Source organism: Pseudomonas sp. B19125, from assembly GCF_044218855.1.
GTDB classification, from domain to species: Bacteria; Pseudomonadota; Gammaproteobacteria; order Pseudomonadales; family Pseudomonadaceae; genus Aquipseudomonas; species Aquipseudomonas edaphica.
The window spans coordinates 59,008-82,509 of sequence record NZ_CP162589.1; the positions used below are offsets into that span (position 1 = coordinate 59,008).

Annotated in this window: 20 protein-coding genes and 1 pseudogene; 11 read left to right on the forward strand and 10 right to left on the reverse strand. The window is 60.7% G+C overall.

All coding sequences use genetic code 11. From position 1 onward, the window contains the following. Nucleotides 1-209: 209 nt before the first annotated feature. The 3 genes from AB4P96_RS00290 to AB4P96_RS00300 form a co-directional block, all read right to left on the reverse strand. Nucleotides 210-911, reverse strand: coding sequence for an SDR family NAD(P)-dependent oxidoreductase (locus AB4P96_RS00290; protein WP_169986650.1), 702 nt, complete (start codon nt 909-911; stop codon nt 210-212). Next, nucleotides 908-1,129 (reverse strand): 4-oxalocrotonate tautomerase family protein, encoded by a 222-nt coding sequence (locus tag AB4P96_RS00295; RefSeq protein WP_395600399.1) that lies wholly within the window; start codon nt 1,127-1,129, stop codon nt 908-910. The genes AB4P96_RS00290 and AB4P96_RS00295 overlap by 4 nt, the downstream gene beginning before the upstream one ends. Before the next feature lie 338 nt (nt 1,130-1,467). Continuing rightward, nucleotides 1,468-2,754, reverse strand: coding sequence for an OprD family porin (locus AB4P96_RS00300; protein ID WP_056860697.1), 1,287 nt, complete (start codon nt 2,752-2,754; stop codon nt 1,468-1,470). A gap of 408 nt (nt 2,755-3,162) precedes the next feature. Between AB4P96_RS00300 and AB4P96_RS00305 the strand changes: the two genes are divergently transcribed. After that, nucleotides 3,163-5,250, forward strand: a complete 2,088-nt coding sequence (locus AB4P96_RS00305) for a TonB-dependent siderophore receptor (protein WP_099549511.1) — start codon at nt 3,163-3,165, stop codon at nt 5,248-5,250. A 258-nt stretch (nt 5,251-5,508) separates the two neighbouring features. Here AB4P96_RS00305 and AB4P96_RS00310 read toward each other — a convergent pair whose 3' ends face one another. Together AB4P96_RS00310 and aguA are read right to left on the reverse strand one after the other, a co-directional pair. After that, a complete protein-coding gene (locus AB4P96_RS00310) occupies nt 5,509-5,727 on the reverse strand; it encodes a hypothetical protein (protein ID WP_395600400.1) in 219 nt (72 codons plus the stop codon). A 234-nt stretch (nt 5,728-5,961) separates the two neighbouring features. Then, the gene (gene aguA / locus AB4P96_RS00315) at nt 5,962-7,068 is read right to left on the reverse strand and encodes an agmatine deiminase (RefSeq protein WP_176991699.1); all 1,107 of its coding nucleotides are present in this window, start codon (nt 7,066-7,068) and stop codon (nt 5,962-5,964) included. Between the two features lie 365 nt (nt 7,069-7,433). Between aguA and rfbB the strand changes: the two genes are divergently transcribed. From rfbB to AB4P96_RS00340, 5 genes and pseudogenes are all read left to right on the forward strand, one after another. Further along, complete coding sequence (gene rfbB / locus AB4P96_RS00320; RefSeq protein ID WP_017135390.1) at nt 7,434-8,516, forward strand: dTDP-glucose 4,6-dehydratase; 1,083 nt, start codon at nt 7,434-7,436, stop codon at nt 8,514-8,516. An 88-nt stretch (nt 8,517-8,604) separates the two neighbouring features. Then, nucleotides 8,605-8,799: pseudogene (locus AB4P96_RS00325) on the forward strand (dTDP-4-dehydrorhamnose 3,5-epimerase family protein); the annotation flags it as partial. A gap of 65 nt (nt 8,800-8,864) precedes the next feature. Further along, a complete protein-coding gene (locus tag AB4P96_RS00330; RefSeq protein WP_017135388.1) occupies nt 8,865-10,673 on the forward strand; it encodes an ATP-binding protein in 1,809 nt (602 codons plus the stop codon). Next, on the forward strand, nt 10,670-12,055 hold the full coding sequence (locus AB4P96_RS00335; RefSeq protein WP_017135387.1) for a sigma-54 dependent transcriptional regulator: 1,386 nt from the start codon (nt 10,670-10,672) through the stop codon (nt 12,053-12,055). The genes AB4P96_RS00330 and AB4P96_RS00335 overlap by 4 nt, the downstream gene beginning before the upstream one ends. Before the next feature lie 17 nt (nt 12,056-12,072). Then, nucleotides 12,073-12,528: a thioesterase domain-containing protein gene (locus AB4P96_RS00340; RefSeq protein ID WP_017135386.1), complete on the forward strand. Its 456-nt coding sequence runs from the start codon at nt 12,073-12,075 to the stop codon at nt 12,526-12,528. 129 nt (nt 12,529-12,657) lie between these two features. Here AB4P96_RS00340 and cysQ read toward each other — a convergent pair whose 3' ends face one another. Both cysQ and nudE read right to left on the reverse strand, forming a co-directional pair. Continuing rightward, nucleotides 12,658-13,494 carry a 3'(2'),5'-bisphosphate nucleotidase CysQ gene (gene cysQ / locus AB4P96_RS00345; protein WP_017135385.1) on the reverse strand — a complete coding sequence of 279 codons (837 nt, stop codon included), beginning with the start codon at nt 13,492-13,494 and terminating at the stop codon, nt 12,658-12,660. Next, nucleotides 13,491-14,057, reverse strand: coding sequence for an ADP compounds hydrolase NudE (nudE, locus tag AB4P96_RS00350; protein ID WP_017135384.1), 567 nt, complete (start codon nt 14,055-14,057; stop codon nt 13,491-13,493). The genes cysQ and nudE overlap by 4 nt, the downstream gene beginning before the upstream one ends. 87 nt (nt 14,058-14,144) lie before the next feature. Here nudE and yrfG point away from each other — a divergent pair, with 87 nt between their 5' ends. After that, complete coding sequence (gene yrfG / locus AB4P96_RS00355) at nt 14,145-14,807, forward strand: GMP/IMP nucleotidase (RefSeq protein ID WP_138453660.1); 663 nt, start codon at nt 14,145-14,147, stop codon at nt 14,805-14,807. A 154-nt stretch (nt 14,808-14,961) separates the two neighbouring features. Here yrfG and lysM read toward each other — a convergent pair whose 3' ends face one another. After that, nucleotides 14,962-15,402, reverse strand: a complete 441-nt coding sequence (gene lysM, locus AB4P96_RS00360) for a peptidoglycan-binding protein LysM (protein ID WP_305457049.1) — start codon at nt 15,400-15,402, stop codon at nt 14,962-14,964. Nucleotides 15,403-15,636: 234 nt separating this feature from the next. On the opposite strand from lysM, the gene fdhD reads away from it, so the two are divergent. The 3 genes from fdhD to AB4P96_RS00375 all read left to right on the forward strand — a co-directional run bounded on the left by fdhD (nt 15,637) and on the right by AB4P96_RS00375 (nt 19,628). Then, nucleotides 15,637-16,476, forward strand: coding sequence for a formate dehydrogenase accessory sulfurtransferase FdhD (gene fdhD / locus AB4P96_RS00365; RefSeq protein WP_186617982.1), 840 nt, complete (start codon nt 15,637-15,639; stop codon nt 16,474-16,476). Beyond that, on the forward strand, nt 16,473-18,821 hold the full coding sequence (locus AB4P96_RS00370; RefSeq protein WP_395600401.1) for an FdhF/YdeP family oxidoreductase: 2,349 nt from the start codon (nt 16,473-16,475) through the stop codon (nt 18,819-18,821). The genes fdhD and AB4P96_RS00370 overlap by 4 nt, the downstream gene beginning before the upstream one ends. 327 nt (nt 18,822-19,148) lie before the next feature. Then, nucleotides 19,149-19,628, forward strand: a complete 480-nt coding sequence (locus AB4P96_RS00375) for a YMGG-like glycine zipper-containing protein (RefSeq protein WP_017135379.1) — start codon at nt 19,149-19,151, stop codon at nt 19,626-19,628. A 157-nt stretch (nt 19,629-19,785) separates the two neighbouring features. On the opposite strand, the gene AB4P96_RS00380 is transcribed toward AB4P96_RS00375, so the two are convergent. Beyond that, a complete protein-coding gene (locus AB4P96_RS00380; RefSeq protein WP_017135378.1) occupies nt 19,786-20,217 on the reverse strand; it encodes a thioesterase family protein in 432 nt (143 codons plus the stop codon). Between the two features lie 23 nt (nt 20,218-20,240). Further along, nucleotides 20,241-22,178 carry an ATP-dependent DNA helicase RecQ gene (locus tag AB4P96_RS00385; RefSeq protein WP_395600402.1) on the reverse strand — a complete coding sequence of 646 codons (1,938 nt, stop codon included), beginning with the start codon at nt 22,176-22,178 and terminating at the stop codon, nt 20,241-20,243. Between the two features lie 163 nt (nt 22,179-22,341). Between AB4P96_RS00385 and AB4P96_RS00390 the strand changes: the two genes are divergently transcribed. Next, complete coding sequence (locus AB4P96_RS00390; protein WP_395600403.1) at nt 22,342-23,379, forward strand: S8 family peptidase; 1,038 nt, start codon at nt 22,342-22,344, stop codon at nt 23,377-23,379. Nucleotides 23,380-23,502: the final 123 nt, after the last annotated feature.

Below are 23,502 nucleotides of genomic sequence, written 5' to 3' on the forward strand. Positions count from 1 at the left end.
GAAGCGCTTGGTTGTCGGATGCGCGTATCGCGCAGGCGCTAAGGGCTATTCATGCAACGCCGACCAAGCAGGAAGGTCGCATCGGCGAGGTGGATTTTGCGATTGGCTATGAGTCCGAGGCCGCGTTCAGCCGAGCCTATAAAGCCTTTTTCCGGCGCTCGCGACGGGATGACCACGCCCGGCCGGGTTAGGCCAGGCGCGTCAGCGTGTCAGTGCCCGGCGCTTTGCCCGCCGTCCACATGCAGGATCTCACCGGTGACAAACCCCGCGCTTTCCAGGTAGGTGATCGCCTGGGCAATATCACTCACTTCGCCCATACGCCCTACCGGGTGCAGTTGCCCCAATGCAGCGTGGGAGTCTTCGCCATGCATCGGCGTCTTGATGATGCCCGGGCTTACCGCGTTCACTCGAATGCCGCGTTTGGCGTATTCAATCGCCAGGGATTTGGTCGCGGCATTCAGCCCGCCTTTGGTGAGGCTGGCGAGTACCGAAGGCACGCCGTCGATGGCGTGATCGACCAGGCTGGTGGTCACATTGACGACGTGGCCAGCGCCGTGTTTTTCCATCTCGGCGATGGCCAGTTGGGTGATGTAGAAAAAGCCGTTGAGGTTCACTGCCAGCACGTTGGCGTAGTCGTCCTGGGTGTAGGCGGTGAAGGGTTTGGCGATGAAGATGCCGGCGTTGTTGATCAGGCTGTCGACGCGCCCGAAGGTGGCCAGGGCTTCGCGGATGACGCGCTGGGCGGTGGCCGGGTCGGCGATGTCGCCGGGCACCGTGAGGATGTTCGGGTCGGTGGATGGCTGAATCGAACGCGAGGTGGCCACCACGCGGTAATCGAGGGCGCGGTAGGCTTGGACCACGGCGGCGCCGATGCCTTGGGAGGCACCGGTAATGATCACGACTTTACTCATTTTGTTTCTCCGGTAAGGGCTTGGGATTTGCGGTATTCGGTGGTGGTGATGCCGGCGTAGCCCCAGTTATCGGTGTCGATTTCTTCGATGACGATGTGGGTCAGGTCCGGGTGCTTGTTGAGCACGCGTTCGAGGGTTTCGGTGAACTCGGCGATGACCTGGGCTTTTTGCTCAGGGGTCACGCCGTCACGGGTGATGCGCAGGCTGACGAAGGGCATAGTGATGGCTCCAATGGGCGGGCATCGGGGTGATGGGCCGGCAGTGGGGTCAATTTAGGCGTGCGCTGAGTCGAGATAAATGGGGGTTTGAGTACTACATTAGTGATGTGGTGTAACAAGTTCCCGCGGTACTTCTACACGATTGGACGCCTCCCGCTGGCGTCCGCAAAACTGATAAAAAACCACCCTTGATCGTTGACGGCGGGACGCGGAGCGTCCCTAGAGGCGTTCCCACGCAGAGCGTGGGAACGATCACCGTCGCTGATCCAAAGGCATAAAAAAACCCCGAACCAGTCGGGGTTTTTTATCGCCTGGCATCAGGCGCGACGTGCGATCAATTAGAAAACGTTGATCGGGTAGTCGGCGAACAGACGGATTTCGTTACCGCCTACGTTGTAGTTGCTGGCGTTGCTGGAGACGCGCAACCAGGACGCACGAGCGCGCAGGCTCAGGTCTTTGGCTGGGCCGCTTTGAACGACATATTTGAACTGGTTGAAGATTTCACGCTCGGTGCCACTGCCACGGTTGGAACCGTCGTCAATGTTGGTGCCGCGCACGTAAGCGATGTTGTAGGTCAGGCCAGGCACGCCGAAGGCGCTGAAGTCCAGGCCGTAGCCTGCTTGCCAGGAGCGCTCGTCCTTGCCGTTGAAGTCGGACCAGTAGGAGTTGGCCAGCAAGATGGTATTGCCGCCGTCGCCGATACCGCCAGCGTTGCGGTAGCCGCCGTACAAGTAGCCGGTGTCACCGGTGCTGCGCTGGTGAGCGAGGGTGAAGCTGTGCGGGCCAACAGCCCAGGTAGCGCCCAGGCTCCAGATTTTGTTGTCGCGGGCGTCCGCATCACCTTGGTTTTCCAGGGCGAAGCTGCGGTCCAGCTTGGTTTTGTAGCCGTTGAAGTCAAAGGTCAACGATTGCTTTTCTGGCAGGGCCAGCACGTAGTTGACGTTGACGTATTGCTTCTTCAGCACGTCCTGCATGTTGGAGGCGTACAACGCGGCCGACAGGCTTTCGGTGAATTTGTAGCTACCACCGATGTAGTCGATGCTTTTCAGCGCGCCACTGTCAGAACCTTCGGCGCTCTTGCGAGCTTCCTTGGTGAAGTGACCGGCGTCCAGTTGCAGGCCGGCGATCTCTTTGGAAACGATCGAAGTACCGGTGTAGGTTTCCGACAACAGACGGGAGTTGTCGTACTGCAGCACAGGCACAGCCGGCATCTGGTCACCGTACTTGAGTACAGTGTTGGAGACACGGAACTTCACGGCAGCGCCGCCCTTGGCCAGGTCGTTGGCGGCTTCGCCGCTGTCGCCTTGCTTGAAGAAGTCGATACCGCCAGCGCCGCTGCGACCTTTACCACCGTCCAGGCGAATGGCGTATTGGCCGATCACGTCCACACCCACACCGACGGTGCCTTGGGTGAAGCCGGATTCGAACTTGCCGATGAAGCCCTGGCCCCATTCGGCTTTGTCTTGCTTGCCGTTTTTGTAGTCACGGCTGATGTAGGCGTTACGTGCTGCGATGTTCAGGTGGCTGTCGTCCACGAAACCCTTGGATTGCTCCTGGTCGTTAGCCATTGCTGTCGATGCGCTCAAAATCCCCAGAGCGATCAGACTCATCCGTTGCTTCAACATTTCTTATATTCCTTATTACTGGTTGAGTACGCGCTGTGACACCAGGCTCCGTGTCGCTTTTCTGGTGTCGACTTCCTCCAGAAAAAACAAGGCCCGCGGACGACTGAACTGCCGCGGGCCTTTTTTTATTGGATGAGTCATGGCGGTGAGCCACAGGCGTTGGGCGCAATCCTATGCGCGCGTTGAACTATGTGTCAATTTCGTGAATCGTCTGTATTTAGGCGAAATAATTCTAAGCGGTGCATTCCAAGGCCCTCGCTCGAGCCTGAAAAATCGTCTGATTCGTCAAGAAAACACATTATGTAACATTTTTGACGAGGGTATGTTTGGGAATAGATAACCTGCGCAAATGCAAAGCATTACCATTCGCGCACTTTCCTTTTTCCAACACTTTTGGATTTATTCCCCATGCCTGCCTCTCGCCTGACGCCCATCACTTTTGGGCTTTCTGTTTTGCTGTCTGCCGGCTTCGCCTGTGCCGCCACGGTCTTGCCCGAAACGTCGGTGAGCGCCGAAGCCGACGAAGACGACCCGCGCGTCAAGGAGACCAACACCGCCACCCGCACAGCCACCTCGGTGCGTTACGTGCCCCAGGCCATCGACTCGGTTAAAACCGAAAGCCTGCGTTCCTACGGCACCAACGACCTGGGGCAGGCGTTAAGCGGCATTCCCAACGTCAGCAGCGGCGCCGATACGCGCTTCGACAGCCTGCGTATCCGGGGTTTTGACGCGAGCAATGACTTCTACCTGGACGGCATCCGCGACGACAGCCAGTACGTGCGCGACCTGCATAACATCGAGCGCATCGAAGTGCTCAAAGGCCCGGCCGCCGTGCTGTACGGGCGCGGCGGCCAGGGCGGGATCGTCAACCGCGTAAGCAAACTGCCCCAGGCGGGCCACACCTCCAGCATCGAAGCCCAAGGTGGCAGCCAGGATCTGCGCAGCCTGTATGCCGACCTCAGCACCGACCCAACGGATAACATCAGCCTGCGCCTGAACATGGGCAACCAGGACAACAACAGCTTTCGCGACGGTGTGAGCGGCAATCGCCAACTGTTCGCGCCGTCGATGAGCTGGCAACTGACGCCGGACCTGAACTGGCTGGTGCAATACGAATACAGCCGTTACAACCGCACGCCGGACCGTGGCATTCCTGGGGTCAACGGCCGCCCGGCCGATGTGAGCCGCAGCACGACCTACTTCGATAGCCGCGATTACATCGACGATAAATCCCAGTCCCTGCGCTCCAAGCTGGCTTATGAACTCAACGCCAACTGGCAGCTGCGCCACACCCTCGGCGTGTTCAAGCTCGACAGCGATTTCGACAACACCTACCAGGTCGGCTACGACCCAAAAACCAACAAAGTCTCGCGCCAGCGCTGGCAACAAGACCTGAACACCCGCAACGTGTTCAACAACCTTGAGCTGGAAGGCGGGTTCGACACTTTCGGCCTGGAGCACCGCCTGCTCACCGGCCTGGAGCTGGGCAGCCAGCGCCGTGATCCAAAGTTGTACAGCGCCACCGCCACCAACCGTGGCGGCCAGGCCGTGCCGAGCCTGGACCTCAACCAGCCCGACCGCCACTTGAGCCACACCGGGCGCATGAGTGTTTCCAGCAACAACCACACCGAAGTCGAAAGCCGCGCCCTTTACGTGCAGGACCAATTGCGCCTCAACGATCAATGGCAAGTGCTGGCCGGCCTGCGTTACGACCACTTTGAAGTGGACACCACCAGCAAGCTGCTCAACACCCAGCAGGCGGTCGACAGCCACAGCACCAGCCCGCGCATCGGCCTGGTCTGGACGCCGCTGGAACACCACTCGTTCTATGCCTCATGGAGCAAAACCTTCTCGCCGGCCGGCGGCGGCTTGATCGGCATCACCCCCAATGCTGCAGGCGCCGTCAACGACCTGAGTCCCGAGTTGACCAAGCAAAAGGAAATCGGGGTTAAAAGCGACTGGCTCGACGACCGCCTGAGCACCACCCTGGCCGTGTACGAGCTGGAACTCTACAACCGCCGCACCAGCGACCCACTGGACCGCACCATCACCCTGCTCACCGGCGAGCAACGCTCACGCGGCGTGGAGCTGACCGCCACCGGCAAAGTCGTCGGCAACTGGTATGTACGCGGCGGCATCGGCCTGCAGGATGCCAAGGTGGTGAAGGACAACAACGGCTTTGAAGGCAAACGCATCAGCGACGTCGCCAAGCGTAACGCCAGCCTGTTTATCACCTGGAAACCGGAGATGGGTTGGTACGCAGAAACCGGCCTGACCCTGGTGGGCGACCGTTACGCCGACAACCTCAACACCGTGGTGCTGCCTGGTTATGGCCGCTGGGATGCACTGGCCGGGTTCCGCCAGAAAGAATGGGACGTGCGTGCGGCGCTGAACAACATCGCGGACAAAAACTACTACGCCTCGGCCACCAGCGCAGCGCAGATCCAACCGGGCGAGCCACGTAGCCTGGTGGTAACCGGCACCTACAATTTCTAAGTTTCACTCGGTCAATGTGGGAGCTGGCTTGCCTGCGAAAGCGGTGTATATGCTGGAAAGTCGCTGGCTGACAGAATGCCTTCGCAGGCAAGCCAGCTCCCACTATTGATCTCAGTGGTCTTCAGGTTCTGATCGTTCCCACGCTCTGCGTGGGAATGCCTCCTGTGACGCTCTGCGTCGCGACCTCAGAAGCGGGACGCAGAGCGTCCCGGCTGCGTTCCCACGCGGAGCGTGGGAACGATCAAATCTGGGTGTTCTTCAGGTTTTCAGTAGTTCGCACAACGCCAGCAGCTCATCCTCACTGAACAACCCCGCCGGGTAGCGCTCAATCATCACACTGCGCACATCAGGCTGTTGCTGCCTCACCTGTCGCGAGCCGTTTGCCTTCAACCAAAGCGCCAGCGCATGGATCGCATCACCACTAACCCGCGTCGGGTGGAACGGGCGCGTGTAGATCGGGTTGATATCGGCATTCATTTCAGCGCTCTCTCCTACTGCGTGAGCGGCTAACTTACTCAAGGTTTGTGACAGAACTGTGCAGTCATCACCTTGGGACACTGTGGCAACACCGATACAAGAGCTATGCCAATGTCCCGTATTTATAGGCATTCGGACACAAAAAAGCCCGCAACCTAGCCAGGCTGCGGGCTTGCTGCAAGCGCTATAAACAAGTAGCGCTCGGCGTTCACTCAAACGCTGTTACAACCGCACTCAGTTTTTGTGCGGTGCCGGCTGTTGTTGGGTCAGGCAATGGATATTGCCGCCGCCCAGTAACAGTTCACGGCCCGGCACCATCACCACTTCGTGCTGCGGGAACAGGTTCTGCAGGATCTCTTTGGCCTGGCTGTCCAGCGGGTCGTCGAAGCTTGGCGCGATGATGCCGCCGTTAACGATCAGGAAGTTCACGTAGGAACCCGCCAGGCGCACAGTAGGATTACGCTCCTGCGAGCCGTCTACCGGATCGACACCGGCGCATTCTTCTTCGGTCGCGTACAACGGGCCTGGGATCGGCATTTTATGCACTGTGAACGGGCGGCCTTTAGCGTCCGTGCTGCTTTGCAGCACGGCCATGGCGGCGTGGCAGCGCGCGTAGTTAGGGTCTTGCGGGTCATCGGTCCAGGCCAGCAACACTTCGCCGGGGCGCACGTAGCAGCAGAAGTTATCCACATGGCCGTCGGTTTCGTCGTTGAACAGGCCGTCCGGCAACCAGATGACTTTATCCACCGCCAAATTGTCACGCAGCACCGCTTCGATCGCCGCACGGTCCAGATGCGGGTTGCGGTTGCGGTTCAACAGGCATTCTTCGGTGGTGATCACGGTGCCTTCGCCGTCGACATGGATCGAACCGCCTTCCAGCACGAAGCCTTCGGTGCGGTAGCGCGGCGCACGTTCGATCTCGAGGATCTTGCCGCCCACCTGCGAATCGCGGCTCCACGGCGCATACAGGCCGCCGTCAAAGCCGCCCCAGGCGTTGAAATCCCAGTTCACGCCGCGCACTTCGCCGCTGTTATTGATCACAAAGGTCGGGCCGGTGTCGCGCACCCAGGCGTCGTCGTTGGACATTTCCACCACGCGGATATTGGGCACATCCAGGCGCGCACGGGCGTTCTCGTACTGGCCGGCAGACACTACGACGGTCACCGGTTCAAAGCGCGCAATGGCCTTGGCCACCGCCACATGGGCCGCCTGCGCCGGCTTGCCGCCCAGGCGCCAGTTGTCCGGGCGCTCGGGCCAGATCATCCAGGTTTGGGTTTGTGGCGCCCATTCGGCAGGCATGTAGAAGCCATCGGCGCGAGGTGTGCTGTGCAGGGTGGTCATGGCGTTCAGGACTCCGAATGGGGTGAAGGTCGACTTTATAACGGATAAAAATCGGCTTTAGAAGTGATAAAAGATCATAGCCGACAAGTATGACAAGCCTTAGTCGATAACAATCGACTACCTATAGTTGCTCATCGAGCACCTTCGACAACATGTCGACAAAGAAATCCACGCTGCGTTTAGACGCCACCATCGGCGGCTTGATCTTGAGGATTTTGAGGTAGTCGCCGGTCCGCAGCATGGAAACCCAACTCGCGCAGGCGATCAAGGCAACCCTTCTTCACCCGAGTATGCTTGCGCCGCCCCGCCGCGTAACTCAAGCTATGCTCTGGCTTAATGTCTGTCTTGGAAAAAAGGCTCTCTGAATGCGCATTCTCATCACCGGCGGCGCCGGCTTCATCGGTTCTGCCCTGGTTCGTCACTTGATTCAACACACCGAGCACGAAGTGCTCAACCTGGACAAACTCACCTACGCCGGCAACCTGGAGTCACTCACCAGCATCGCCGCCAACAGCCGCTATGAGTTCGTGCAGGCCGACATCATCGACCAGGCCGCCGTCAGCTCCGTGCTGGCGCGCTTTGAGCCGCAGGCCATCATGCACCTGGCCGCCGAGTCGCACGTCGACCGTTCCATTGATGGCCCCTCGGACTTTATCCAGACCAACATCGTCGGCACCTACAGCCTGCTGGAAGCCACCCGCGCCTATTGGCAGACCCTGGAAGAACCGGCCAAGAGCGCGTTCCGTTTCCACCATATTTCCACCGACGAAGTGTACGGCGACCTCCACGGCGTGGATGACTTGTTCACCGAAACCACGCCTTACGCACCCAGCTCGCCGTATTCGGCCAGTAAAGCCGCCTCCGACCACCTGGTCCGCGCCTGGCAGCGCACCTATGGCTTGCCGGTGCTGCTGACCAACTGCTCAAACAACTACGGGCCGTTCCACTTCCCCGAGAAACTGATCCCGCTGGTCATCCTCAACGCCCTCGCCGGCAAGCCACTGCCGGTCTACGGCGACGGCCTGCAGGTCCGCGACTGGCTGTTCGTCGAAGACCACGCCCGCGCCTTGTTGAAAGTGGTCACCGAAGGTGTGGTCGGCGAGACCTACAACATCGGCGGTCACAACGAGCAAAAGAACATCGACGTGGTACGCGGCATCTGCGGCCTGCTCGAAGAACTGGCGCCACAACGCCCGGCCGGTGTGGAGAAGTTCACCGACCTGATCACCTTCGTCAAAGACCGCCCAGGCCACGACCAGCGCTACGCGATCGACGCGAGCAAGATCGAAAACGAGCTGGGCTGGGTTCCGGAAGAAACCTTTGAAACCGGCCTGCGCAAAACCGTGCAGTGGTACCTCGATAACCTGGACTGGTGCCGCAGGGTCCAGGACGGCAGCTATCAAGGCGAGCGCCTGGGCAATACCGACCCAAAAGACCTGATCGCATAAGGTTTTGATCACACGACCTGTTCACCCGGCGAGTGCAACCGATGAGTGTGATCGCTACGGAGTTGCCCGAAGTATTGATCCTCGACCCCATGGTTTTGTGGTGCTCAGCGACTCTGCCGAGTTCCTTTACAAAACCACCGATTACTACACGCCTTCGGCAGAGCGTTGTATTCGCTGGGACGACCCGGAACTCAATATTGACTGGCAGTTTGAGGGCGCACCGACCTTGTCCGCCAAGGATCAGAACGGCAAGGCATTGGCAGACGCCGATCTGTTTGCATGACCGGCGAGTGCCTTGCACGCCGGCCCTAGGCATAATGCGCCTGTTCCCACAGGCGCATGACTCCCATGACTCCACCCCTCCCGCGTAGACCTCGCTGGCGCAGCCTCGCCTTATTGGCGTTGTGCCTGGCACCGCTGCTGTGGCCGCTGGAGCATCTGGCCGAGCGCTATTACCGCAGCGAACTCGCCGGGCAAAACCGTCAGACCCTCGACCTGTACGTCGCCAACCTCCTCGGCACCCTGCACCGCTATGAAGTGCTGCCGCAGATCCTCGGTGACTTGCCGGCCCTGCGCACCGCGCTGGATGCGCCTCAGGTCAGCGCCAACCTGACCAACGCCAACCTGCTGCTCAAGGACGTTGCCGCCCAGGCCGGGGTGGAAGTGATGTACCTGATGGACACCACCGGCAAGACCCTCGCCGCCTCCAACTGGGACAAGCAGGACAGTTTTGTCGACCGTAACTTCTCGTTCCGGCCCTATTTCAGCGAAGCCATGGCCGGGCGCCTGGGACGGTTTTTCGGCCTGGGCACCACCTCGGCCAAACGCGGCTACTTCTTCGCCGCCGCTGTACGCGATGGCGCCAAAATAATTGGCGTGCTGGTGGTCAAGGTTGACCTGGACCACACCGAAAGCCTATGGGGCAAAACCCCCGAGCAACTGCTGGTGACCGACCACAACGGCGTGGTCATCCTCACCTCACGCCCGCAATGGCGCTTCCGGGCGACCCGGCCGCTCACGGCGCAAGAGCGTCAGGCAATCATCGCCATCCAGCCCTACCCGACCCGCGACCCGCAACCGCTGGCGTTGAGCACCACGGCATGGCTGCGCCAATCCACGGCCATCGCCGAGACCGGCTGGACCGTGGAAATTCTTGCACCGCGCTCGCTGATCAATCGCCCGGTGCGCACCGTAGTGGCCGTTGGCGGCGCGACGCTGTTGGTGCTGATGTTGCTGCTGGGCTTGATGATGCAGCGCCGTCGCCACTACCTGGAGCGCATCGCCTTCGAAGCCAAGGCCCGCCGCGAACTGGAAGCGCGTGTGATCGAGCGCACCAGCGACCTCGAAGGCCTTAACCGCCGCCTCAAACAAGAAGTGCTGGAGCGTGAGCACGCCCAACAGGAACTGGTGCGCGCCCAGGATGACCTGGTGCAGGCCGGCAAGCTGTCGGCGCTGGGCACCATGTCGGCGAGTATCAGCCACGAACTCAATCAGCCGCTGGCGGCGATCCGTAGCTACGCGGAAAACGCCGAGATCCTGCTCGACCACGAACGTACCAACGACGCCCGTGGCAATCTCAAGCTGATCAGCGAACTGACCGGGCGCATGGCCTCGATCATCGCGCACTTGCGCGCCTTCGCCCGCCGCGACCGCCACGCCCCGGAAAGCGTGGCCCTGCAACCGGCACTCGACGATGCCCTGGCGTTGCTGGCCAAACGGCGGCGCTCGATGGAAGTCGAGTTGATCCGCGACTTGCCCGAGGCGACCTTGTGGGTGCAAGCCGGCGAAACCCGCCTGCGCCAGGTGCTCGGCAACCTGCTGGCCAACGCCCTCGACGCCCTCACCGAAAAAGGCCCGCCGCGCAAACTGTGGCTGAGTGCCCAAACCACCGAACAGGGCGTCAACCTGTACATTCGCGACAACGGCCCAGGTTTTTGCATGGAAGCCCTGGGCCGCGCCAGCGAGCCGTTCTACACCACCAAGACCCGCACCCAGGGTTTGGGGTTGGGCCTGGCGATCTGTGACACCTTGATGCGTGCCTTTGGCGGCGAATTGTTGTTCGCCAACCACAAGGAAGGTGGCGCACTGTTAACCCTGAAATTGCGTGCCGGCTCGCCGGGCGTGAGTCTGCAACCGTCCGAGGACCGCAGTGTATGAGTATCGATAACCAGATCCAGGTGGTGTTGATCGACGACGATCCACACTTGCGTCAGGCTCTGTGCCAGACCCTGGACCTGGCCGGGCTGAAAGTCCTGACTCTGGGCGAAGCCACGGGCCTCACGGCGCGCCTGTCCCGCGATTGGCCGGGCGTGGTGGTCAGCGATATCCGCATGCCCGGCATGGACGGCCTGGAGCTACTGGCTGAACTGCACGGCCAGGACCCGGACCTGCCGGTGCTGCTGATAACCGGCCACGGCGATGTGCCGCTGGCGGTGCAGGCCATGCGCGCCGGGGCCTATGACTTCCTCGAAAAACCGTTCGCCAGTGATGCCCTGCTCGACAGTGTGCGCCGCGCGTTGGCTTTGCGCCGCCTGGTGCTGGATAACCGCAGCCTGCGCCTGGCCCTCAGTGATCGCCAGCAACTGAGCACGCGCCTGGTCGGGCATTCGCCGCAGATGCTGCGCTTGCGCGAGCAGATCGGCGCCCTGGCGGCAACCCGCGCCGATGTGTTGATCCTCGGCGAAACCGGCGCCGGCAAAGAAGTGGTGGCCCGCGCCCTGCACGACCTGTCGAGCCGCCGCAGCGGGCCTTTTGTGGCGATAAACGCCGGCGCCCTGGCGGAATCGGTGGTCGAAAGCGAACTGTTCGGCCATGAGCCGGGCGCCTTTACCGGCGCGCAGAAACGCCGCATCGGCAAGTTCGAGTTCGCCAATGGCGGCACGCTGTTCCTCGATGAAATCGAAAGCATGAGCCTGGATGTGCAGGTCAAATTGCTGCGTTTGTTGCAGGAGCGAGTGGTCGAGCGTCTGGGTGGCAATCAGCTGATCCCGCTGGATATCCGCATCATCGCCGCCACCAAGGAAGACCTGCGCCAGTCCGCCGACCAGGGACGCTTCAGGGCCGACTTGTACTACCGTCTCAACGTCGCGCCGCTGCGCATTCCGCCACTGCGCGAGCGCGGTGAAGACGCACTGATGTTGTTCCAGCATTTTGCCGACGAAGCCAGCAGCCGCCACGGCCTGCCGTTGCACGAGCTGCAACCGGGCCAACGCGCCCTGCTGTTGCGCCACAGCTGGCCGGGCAATGTGCGCGAACTGCAAAATGCAGCCGAGCGCTTTGCCCTTGGGCTCGAACTGGCACTGGACGCCACAGCGGACAACCCCGCCGCGGGCGTGCTGACGTCAACCTCTGGCGGCTTGAGCGATCAGGTCGAGCAGTTCGAAAAAAGCCTGATCGCCGCCGAGCTGACCCGCCCCCACAGCTCGGTGCGCAGCCTCGCCGAAGCCCTGGGCATCCCGCGCAAAACCCTGCACGACAAACTGCGCAAGCACGGCCTGAACTTCGCCGACAGCGCCAGCCACAGCGCCGACGACGAATGACCCGCCAAGAGACCGCCATGAACCGCGACAGCCGCTACCTGGAATCGATCCTTCACCACGACATCCCCCTCACCCGGGAAATGGGCCTCAAGGTGCTCGGCTGGCAACACAGCCAACTGCAGCTGCACCTGCCCTTACAGGCCAATATCAACCACAAGAGCACCATGTTTGGCGGCAGCCTCTATTGCGGCGCCGTATTGGCGGGTTGGGGTTGGCTGCACCTGAAACTGCGCGAAGAAGGTGTCGAAGACGGGCATATCGTGATTCAGGAAGGGCAGATCAGTTATCCACTGCCAGTGACTCAGGATGCGATCGCTATTTGCGCGGCGCCGGAAGACAAGGTGTGGAAGCGCTTTGTGGCGACATACAAACGCTATGGCCGGGCGCGGTTGGCGTTGGAGACGTGGATTGTGAATGAGGGCAGTGAGGAGCGGGCTGTAGCCTTCACTGGCCAATACGTCCTGCACCGCTAACCGTCACAACACAAAACCAACTGTGGGAGCTGGCTTGCCTGCGATGAGGCAGTGTCAGTCGAATCAACTATCGACTGATACACCGCTATCGCAGGCAAGCCAGCTCCCACATTTTGACCTGTTGTGGCCTTAAGAACGGGCCAGGGTCAGCAGGCGCTCGCGCCACGCTGCCTTGGCCGGCAACGCCAGAAAGAACGGGTTTAACAACGAAGCCCGCGCCGGATAGCTGAACGGCGCACCACTCAACTCCAACACCTCACCACCCGCCCCTTCCAGCACACCCTGGGCTGCAGCCGTGTCCCACTGCGACGTCGGCGCCAGACGCGGGTAGCAATCGGCACTGCCTTCGGCCAACAGGCAGAACTTCAGCGAGCTGCCAATATTCGCCAATTTCAGCTCACCCAAACCTTCGCTCAAGCCACTGAGCAAGCGTTCCTGTTCCGGGCTGCTATGGCGGCGGCTGGCTACCACGGTAAACGCCTCGCCGGCCGCCGGGGTCTGGCGTACCTGGATCTGCTTGGGCGCCTCACTCACGTCCGAGCGCCACGCGCCCAGGCCCGCGCCACCGAAGTAGCAACGGCCACTGGTGGGCATCGACACCACGCCAAACACCACGCGGCCTTGCTCGATCAACGCAATGTTGACGGTAAATTCTTCGCTGCCGGAAATAAACTCCTTGGTGCCATCCAGCGGGTCCACCAACCACCAGCGCTGCCAGCCGGCACGCACGTTCTGGTCGATATCGGCGTCTTCTTCGGACAGCACCGGGATGCTCGGGTCCAGAGCGGTAAGGCCCGCCAGGATCAGATGGTGAGCCGCCAGGTCGGCCGCCGTCACCGGTGAATCATCCGCCTTGGCGGTGACCGCTACGTCCGCGCGCCAATACGGCAGGATGACTTCACCTGCCTGGCGTGCCAGCTCGATCACAGGGGCAATAAACGGATGGCCTAAAAACAGTTCGCTCATGCGACAAAAGCTCCACGCTGGGTCAACAGGTCTCGTACCAAATACAGGGCCGCCAATGCACGGCCTTCACTGAACTGCTCGTTTTGCGCCAGCATCGACAGCTCGCGCAGGTTGACGCGCTCCACACGCATCGGCTCAGGTTCATCGCCTTCCAGGCGCTCTTCATACAGCTCGGTGGCCAGCACCACCTGGATTTTCTGGCTCATATAGCCAGGCGACAAGGACAGTTCGGTAATGTGCTCCAACTGGCGCGCGCCATAACCGGCCTCCTCCTTGAGCTCGCGGTTGGCCGCCGCCAGTACGTCCTCGCCAGGTTCGATCAGGCCCTTGGGCAACGACAATTCATATTCGTCGGTACCGCCGCAGTACTCTTCCACCAGCAACGCGTGGTCGGCATCGATCATCGCCACGATCATCACCGCGCCGTAACCGGCACCGCGGCCTACCAGGCGCTCGTAGGTCCGTTCAACGCCATTGGAAAAGCGCAATTGCACTTCCTCCACGCGGAACAAACGGCTACTGGCGACTATTTCGCGGGCGAGGACGGTGGGTTTCTGGCGCATAAGCGGCTCCTTGGCGTGATCGGGTTACTATACCGTGGCTTTTCCGATTGTCTGTGTCGGATATCTTTACTTACATGAGAACGCCCCATGCCCTCTTTGCCCTGGCACGCCATCGACACCGTCCTGCTGGACATGGACGGCACCTTGCTCGACCTGCACTTCGACAACCACTTCTGGATGGAGCACCTGCCCCAGCGTTACGCCGATTTGCACGGGGTGAGCCGGGCCATGGCCGACATGGAGTTGCAGCCGCTGTTCGAGCGTAACGCCGGACAGTTGCAATGGTATTGCCTGGATTTCTGGAGTGCCGAGCTGAACATTCCGGTGCGCGAACTCAAACTGGAAACCGCCCACCTGATCGCCCTGCGCCCGGACGCGGACACCTTTCTGGCGGCAATCAAACAGGCCGGCAAGCGTGTGATTTTGATCACCAACGCCCATCGTGATTCGCTGTCATTGAAGTTGGAGCGCATTGAACTGGCGCCGTATTTCGAGCGGTTGATCAGTTCCCACGACTACGGGTTCGCCAAGGAACACCGGCAATTCTGGGATGCGTTGCAAGCCGACATCCAGTTCGACCCGGCCCGCAGCCTGTTTATCGATGACACCTTGCCGATCCTGCGCAGTGCGCGCGAGTTTGGCGTGGGGCATTTGCTGGCGGTCAAAGAGCCGGACAGTAAGAAAGGGCCAAAGGACACAGGGGAGTTTGCGGCAGTCGATGATTACCGAGATCTGATTGCCGGGCTCTAATGTAAATGTGGGAATGTGAATGTGGGAGCTGGCCAGTGTGGGAGCTGGCTTGCCTGCGATTGCATCACCGCGGTGTGACTGACACACCGCGCTGCCTGCATCGCGGGCAAGCCCGGCTCCCACACAAAGCTGCTCCCACAGTTAGCTCTGTGTGTTACTCAGGAATACGCAGTACTTGCCCTGGGTAAATTTTGTCCGGGTGCGACAACAACGGCTTGTTGGCCTCAAAGATTTTTTGGTATTTATTGGCATCGCCATATTCGCGCTTGGAAATAGCGCTGAGCGTGTCACCTTTTTCAACGGTGACAAAACGGGCGGCTGCCGCAGCCGGGCCAGTCACGGTGATCTGGTCATCCACACTGCCAACACCGGCGATATTGCCCGCAGCCAGGATGATTTTCTCTTTCTCTTCCTGAGTGGCAACTTCACCTTTAACGGTGACTTTGTCGCCCTCAACGGTTGCGGTGATGTTCGGATTTCCGAGCCCTACCTTGCTGATGTGATCCTTCAGCTCATCACTCGCATTGGCGTTACCCGGCGTCAACAGGTCAATCAACTTCTCGCCTGCTTCCTTAACAAAGCTAAAAATACTCATGGTGCGCTCTCCTTGGGGTTTAAGTTCCAGATGCCCAAGACTAGACCAGTCCTGCAGTCTTGGGTTCCAGGCACGTCAAAGACCCAAACACGCTAGCCTGCGCGCTGCCAGGAATAAGCCCGCAACACGCGCCTTGATCGACGCCATCTATCAATAGATCAGTACAGCCGATTAGACGCGACCCTTTGTCGCGCCTAGTCTAAACATTGATCATTCCCTCGGTGGTACTGCCCCATGAACGCCAAGCGCCCAGTCTGCGCGGCGCCTGCCCTCGAAACGCCCGCGCCGGCCGCCAGCCAGAGCTACCAGTTTTGCAATCTGGAACACACTGAAATTGCCAGCACTGCATTGGCCGAAGAAGTGGCGTTGGCGATTGCCTACAACGACATCAGCCAGGCGGTGATGCTGGTGACGCCCACCGACCTGGAAGACTTTATCGTCGGCTTCAGCATCGGCAGCGGCATTATCGCCGACGTTAGCGATATTTATGATCTAAAACTCAGCGGCACGGGCTCTGCCCAATACGCTCACGTACAGATTTCCAGCCGCGCCTTCTGGAACCTCAAGCAGCAACGCCGCCAGTTGGCCGGCACCAGCGGCTGCGGCCTGTGCGGCGTAGAGGCCGTAGAACAAGCCTTGCCGGACCTGCAAGTGCTGGCCGGTGCGCCCTTGCCGCCCGCCGAATGGCTCGACGGCCTGCGCCAACGCATCAGCGCGTTTCAGCCCTTGGGCCAGTACAGCGGCGCGGTGCATGCGGCGATCTTTATGAATAACCAGGGCGAGTTGCTGATGGGCCGCGAAGACATCGGCCGACATAACGCCCTGGATAAATTGATCGGCGCGCTGATCCGCCAAAAAATTCCGACCGACGGCGGCCTGGCCATTGTCACCAGCCGCTGCAGCCTCGAATTGATCCAGAAAGTCTTGCGCGCAGGCATCCAGACCCTGGTCAGCCTGTCGTCGCCCACCGGCCTGGCCCTGCAATGGGCGCGCCGGCACAACCTCAATCTCATCCACCTGCCGCAGAAAAGTGCGCCGCGGGTCTACAGCCCTGCGATGGAGAACCAGCCATGAGCCTGCATCACCAAGCCGACCAAACCCCGACTCCGCGCTACAAGCCTTACAAAGGCCCGGCCGGCGGCTGGGGCGCACTGATCAGCGTGGCGCAGGCCTGGCTGACCAGCGACAACGCCATGAAAAACCTGCGCATGATGCTCAAGACCAACCAGAACGGCGGTTTCGACTGCCCTGGCTGCGCCTGGGGCGACTCGCCGGAAAGCGGCATGGTCAAGTTCTGCGAGAACGGCGCCAAGGCGGTCAACTGGGAAGCCACCAAGCGCCGTGTGGACGCGGCCTTCTTCGCCAAGCACAGCGTGACTGCACTGCTGGAGCAGAGTGACTACTGGCTGGAATACCAGGGCCGCCTGACCGAGCCGATGCGCTACGACGCCGAGACAGATCGCTATAAAGCCATCAGCTGGGACGCCGCCTTTGACCTGATCGGCAAGCACCTCAACACCCTGCCAAGCCCGGACATGGCCGAGTTCTACACCTCGGGCCGGGCCAGCAACGAAGCAGCGTACCTGTACCAGCTGTTTGTGCGCGCCTACGGCACCAACAATTTCCCGGACTGCTCGAACATGTGCCACGAAGCCAGCGGCGTCGCCCTGGCGCAAAGCGTGGGCGTAGGCAAAGGCACCGTGACCTTTGATGACTTCGAACATGCCGATGCGATTTTCGTCTGGGGCCAGAACCCCGGCACCAACCACCCGCGCATGCTTGAGCCGCTGCGCGAAGCGGTAAAACGTGGCGCCCAGGTGGTGTGCATCAACCCGCTCAAAGAGCGTGGCCTGGAACGCTTCCAGCACCCGCAACACCCGCTGGAAATGCTCACCAACGGCGACAAACCGACCAACACCGCGTACTTCCGCCCGGCACTGGGTGGCGACATGGCCATCCTGCGCGGCATGGCCAAGTTCCTGCTGCTGTGGGAACGCCAGGCCCAGGCCGAAGGCAAAGAGGCGGTGTTCGACCACGACTTCCTCAATGAACACAGCGTCAACGTGCTGGAGTACCTGGGCCAGATCGACGACACCCCATGGGATGAAATCGTCGCGCAGTCCGGCCTCACCCTGGTCGAGATCGAGCAAGCGGCGCGCATGTACGCCAAAGGCAAAAACGTGATCATGTGCTGGGCGATGGGCATTACCCAGCATCGCCATTCGGTGCCGACCATCCAGGAAATCGCCAACCTGATGCTGCTGCGCGGCAACATCGGCCGCCCAGGCGCTGGGCTGTGCCCGGTGCGCGGCCACAGTAACGTGCAGGGCGACCGCACCATGGGCATCAACGAACGCCCGCCGGTGGCGTTTTTGGATTCGCTGGAGCGCCGCTTCCAGTTCCAGGTGCCGCGTACCAATGGCCACAACGTGGTCGAAGCGATCCACGCCATGCTCGAAGGCCGTTCCAAGGTGTTTATCGGCCTGGGCGGCAACTTCGCCCAAGCCACGCCAGACAGCCCGCGCACCTTTGAAGCCCTGCGCAGTTGCGACCTGACCGTGCAGATCAGCACCAAACTCAACCGCAGCCACCTGATGCACGGCAAAGACGCGCTGATCCTGCCGTGCCTGGGCCGTACCGACATCGATATCCAGGCCGACGGCCCGCAAGCCGTGACAGTGGAAGACTCGTTCAGCATGGTGCACGGCTCCAATGGCCAGCTGCAGCCGCTGTCGAAGCTGATGAAGTCCGAGCCGGCGATTCTGGCCGGGATTGCCGCCGCCACGTTGGGCAGCAAGCCGGTGGACTGGAACTGGCTGGTGGCCGACTACGGGCGCATCCGCGACTTGATCGCCGATACCATCCCAGGCTTCAAGGACTTCAACGAACGCATCAAACACCCAGGCGGTTTCTACCTGGGCAACTCCGCCGGTGCACGCCGCTGGAACACGCCGTCGGGCCGCGCCAATTTCCGCCCGAACGTGCTGCCCAAAGACCTGATCCACGAACGCACCCACGCCACAGGGCGGGTGCCGGACCTGATCATGCAATCGATGCGTTCCCACGATCAGTACAACACCACCATTTATGGCCTGGACGACCGCTACCGTGGGGTCAAAGGCCAGCGTGACGTGCTGTTCGTCAACGAAGCCGACATCATCCGCCTGGGCTTCAAGCCGGGTCAGAAGGCTGACATTGTGTCGCTGTGGGAAGATGGCCGCGAGCGCCGCGTGAAGGGCTTTACCTTGCTGGCGTTTGATATTCCGGCGGGCCAGGCGGCGGCGTACTACCCGGAAGTGAACCCGCTGGTGCCGCTGGAAAGCACCGGGGATGGCAGCCATACGCCGACGTCGAAGTTCGTCGCGATTTGCCTGGAAGCGGCGAGCGACAGTGGCTTGATCATGGCCCGTTCAGCCTAAGCAGAGCCCATCGTGGCGAGGGAGCTTGCTCCCGCTCGGGTGCGTAGCGACCGTAATAATGTTGGGGTCGCTGCGCAACCCAGCGCGAGCTTGCTCCCTCGCCACAAGAGAACAATGCCGGCAGTTTTACTCAGGCACAAAAAAAGGCCGCTTTTGCATAAAAGCGGCCCTTCCGAAGTAGCTAAAGACTCACAAAATCGACTTAAGTTCCCTATACAAAACAGCAACTTAGCGAATTGTATACAACCTCTACCGCCGGTCGGTTTTCGATTGTCAGCGCCTCGATACAACCTCAGGATCGCGCCGTCATCCTCTTGAGGTCTCTCTATGAAGTTCTCCTCGATTCTCTTGTTGTCCCTTGGCCTGGTCAGTGGCGCAGCCATGGCCGGTGGCACCACCGAAGCCGGTGTGGGCGGCGCATTGGGCGGGGTTCTAGGTTCGGTTGTCGGCCAGCAGTTGGGCGGCAACACAGGTTCCACCATCGGCGCAGCCTTGGGTGGCGCAGGCGGCAGTGCGGTGGGTGCCGATAGACGCAGCCGTGGCGAAGCCGCCATTGGTGGCGCACTGGGCGCAGCCGGCGGCAACGTCGTGGGCCGCAGCATGGGCGGCAGCACCGGCGCACTGGTCGGCTCAGCAGCCGGCGGTGGTGCAGGTGGCGCGCTGGGCAACTACATGGGCAACAAGAGCGATGACGACGACCGCCGCTACCGCGGGCGTGACAACCGTCGTTACGATCGAGATGACCACCGTGGACGCGGGCATGCCTATGGGCATCGCAAGAACAAGCATCACTACCGTCATCGGTAAGTTCTAAAGAACACAGCTGGCCCCCTGTGGGAGCTGGCTTGTCGGGTCGCCGCATCGCTGCGATAGCGGTGGGTCAGGGTTAGATGTGCGTCCTGACCCACCGCTATCGCAGGCAAGCCAGCTCCCACATTTGATTTTCATTGCATGAAAAAGGGCCTCATACCACCAACCGCTCCAACGCCTCGCGCAACTTCCCCGCAATTGCCACCGGCTGGTTCGATGCCCGATCCACAAACACATGCACAAAGCGCCCCGCCGCACTGGCTTCGTCCTCTCCGGCCTTGAACACCGCCAACTCATATTGCACCGAGCTGTTACCAAGCTTTCCAACCCGCAGGCCAATATCCAGGCGATCCGGAAACGCGATCGAAGCAAAATAATCGCACGCCGAACTCACCACAAACCCCACCACCTCACCGTCATGAATATCCAACCCACCTTCTTCAATCAGGTAGGTATTCACCGCCGTGTCGAAAAAGCTGTAGTAGGTGACGTTGTTCACATGGCCATACACATCGTTGTCGTGCCAACGCGTGATGATCGGCTGGAAGTGACGGTAGTCGGCGCGTTGCGGCATTGAGTCAGGCATGGGCGGTTCTCTGGAAAGTGGGTTTACAGGTCATTCCGGTGGGCTTGCGCCCACTCACGCACCTCGGCGTATGGGTAGTCCTCCAGCGCAGCAAAACCCCGTATACCCCGCGCCTTCAACTTGGTAAACAGCGGCACGCTGATACCGCCGAGAAACCGCGTCAGCCGTTCCGCTTCTGGCAGGCTCATGGTGTGCTCATGATGCCTGTGGATAAAATCACCGCACAGCCCCATGAAGTTTTTATCCACAAGTGGCGGCAAACTCGGCGGCGGCGGCAAATGTGCGACGTGGCCGTGGCATACCGAACAATGCCCGCAGCGTTGAGGGGCATTTTCATCACCAAAGTACTTGGCCAGACGCTGCCCCAGGCAATGCTCGGTAGCAAAAAGATCGAGCATGGCGTGGATCCGCGCCACTTCCGTCACTTCATGGTGCTTGAAGCCTGTGTATAACTCGGCGCTCAGCACCCGTGGATCAAAGTCGGTATCGAGCAGGCTGTAGACCTCGGTCATCTGCTTGCTTTCCAGCTCGATCAGGCCCTGTTCCTGGAAGTAGTCCAGCGCCTTCACCACCCGGCTGCGCTCGGCATTGTGCTGTTGGTACAGCGCATCGAAATCCACCGTCGCCCAGGTTTTCGCGCGTTTACATACCTGGATGATCGCCGCGACAAACTGCTGCCGCTCGCCGGAAAACCGCGCCAGCAACGCCTCGGGCTCGATCAGGTATTTGAAGCGGTATTCGGCGTAAAACGCATAACGCGGTGCGATCACACCCTTGAGCTCCAACTGCACCAGCAGCGTCTTGAGCGGCAGCTCGCGGATGTTGCTGTGGTCCGACAGCGACCTCAGCAGGAACTCCCACTGGCCCTCGCTTCGCGCCGCCTGCAACTCCTCCAGTACACGGCGAATGCCCTCCTGCTCCGGCGTATCGCCATACACAAAGTTTTCCAGCACATTGAGGCTGTCGCGGTTGGCCAGCACCAGGCAATCGGACGGCTGTCCATCACGCCCGGCGCGGCCGATTTCCTGGCTGTAGTTCTCGATAGACTTGGGCAGGTCGAAGTGCACCACGTTGCGAATATCACTCTTGTCGATGCCCATGCCGAACGCGATGGTGGCAACAATGCAATTGGAGCGCCCGCCCATGAAACGCTGTTGGATACCTTCGCGTTTATCGTGGGGCAACCCGGCGTGATACGCCTCGGCCTGGATGCCATTGCGGTTCAGGTGTTCGGCAATCTGCTCGGCGGTTTTTTGCAACGTGACGTAAACGATGCTCGGCTGATTGGCCCGCGCGCTCATCCACTCGACCAAGCGCCGGCGTTTGTCGTGGCCGCTCACCGGCTCTACCAACAAGTTGAGATTGGGCCGGTAGAAGCCCGTGGTGATCACATCATCCGGCGCAATGGCGAACTTGGCCTGCATGTCGGCAATCACCTTGGGCGTGGCTGTAGCCGTCAGCAGCAGCGCTTGTGGGATATTGAACTGGCGCTGGTAGTCCGGCAGCTTCAGATAGTCCGGGCGGAAGTTGTGGCCCCATTCGGAAATACAGTGCGCCTCATCCACCACCAACAAGGAAATCTGTACGCTTTGCAGGAAGTTACGGAAGCGCTCGTTCTTTAAGCGCTCCACGGAAATCATCAAAATCTTCAACTCACCCGAACGCGCGCGGGCCATCACCTCATTGGCATCTTCACGGCTCTGCGCCGAATCGATACTGCCAGCACAAATGCCATGGCGTTGCAGGAAACCCAACTGGTCCTGCATCAGCGCCAACAGCGGCGACACCACCAGCGTCAGGTGCGGCAACAGCACCGCCGACAGCTGATAACACAAAGACTTGCCGGAACCGGTGGGGAAAATAGCCGCAGCCGAACGACCGGCCAGCACCGCGCTGATCGCGGCCTCCTGGCCCAAACGAAACTGTGGGTAACCAAAGACCTGTTGGAGGGTGTTGTGCATAAGCTGTCACTCCGTTGACCGCTGAACGAGTCAAAAACATAGACCAGCGATCGGTAAACGGTCGGGGATAAACGCTACAAACTGATACAGAGAAAACCAGCAAGACCGCGCAAAAATGCAGACAGTAGCACGCTTGATTACAAGCCCCGACAAGGAGTCGTGAATGTCTCGCATGCCACCGTTTTCTTTGCTCCTCGCAATGCCCTTGCTGCTGATGGGCTGTGCAACGCCGCCGAAACCCACCTCCGAGCAACTGGCCGTGCATGCCTTTGAAACGCCCGAATACTTCTCCGCAAATGCACTGCCTATCGTCAAGGCATCCACCCTCTATGCGCGTGGCGGCACTGGCCAAGGCGTGAAAGTGGCGCTGATAGACTCAGGCCTCAACAGTGAATTACCTGAGTTCCAAGGTCGCTTGGCCGACATCGGTTACGACTTTGTTCGCCAACAGCCTGGCACTGTCGACATCAAGGGCCACGGCACGCAAATGGCCGGTATTCTCGCCGCCAACAAGAACGCTCAAGGCATGCACGGGATCGCCTTCAACGCCCAGTTAATCCCCATGCGCTTCGGCGACGATAAGGAGCCGTTTTATTTCGACAGCGAAATTGCCCAGGGCTGGCGCCTGGCACATACCCAAGGCGCACGCTTTTTCAGTAACTCCTGGGCAAACCCCATTGAAGCCAACACCAATGAAGTGCCGATCTATGAACGCCTGATGGGCGACTCACTGGAGGCGGCCAAACACCTGGTGGCTGAAGGCGCGGTCTTTGTGTTCTCAACCGGCAACGAGGTCAAACGCGAGCCTCTTGCCGAACCCGGCCTGCCTGCCTTGGTGCCGGAACTGGAAAAAGGCTGGATCGCCGTCATGGCCCTCAAAAATGATGGTAGCGCGATCAACCTCAAGTCCAACTACTGCGGGCTTGCTGCGCGCTGGTGTATTGCCGTACCGGGCGGCGATGGCGGAGCGGGCCTGCTGACGACACAGAAAGATGGCAGCTATGGGCCGACCGCAGGCACTTCCCCGGCCGCCGCGTTGGTCAGCGGCGCCCTGGCGGCATTGCAGAGCCGCTTTCCCGAAATGACCCCGCAGCAGGTTCGCGAACGCTTGCTCAGCACCGCCAATCGGACGGGGATCTATGCCAACAGCGAAGCCTACGGACGCGGGTTGATGGACCTGGATGCGGCTTCGCGTCTGTAGGCTTGGCGATGGCCGTCCCACCTGATCGTTCCTCACGCTCTGCGTGGGAATGCCGCGTGGGACGCTCCGCGTCCCGCCATCCGCGCCCGGCTTTACCCTTCGGCAGTGGTGACGCAGAGCGTC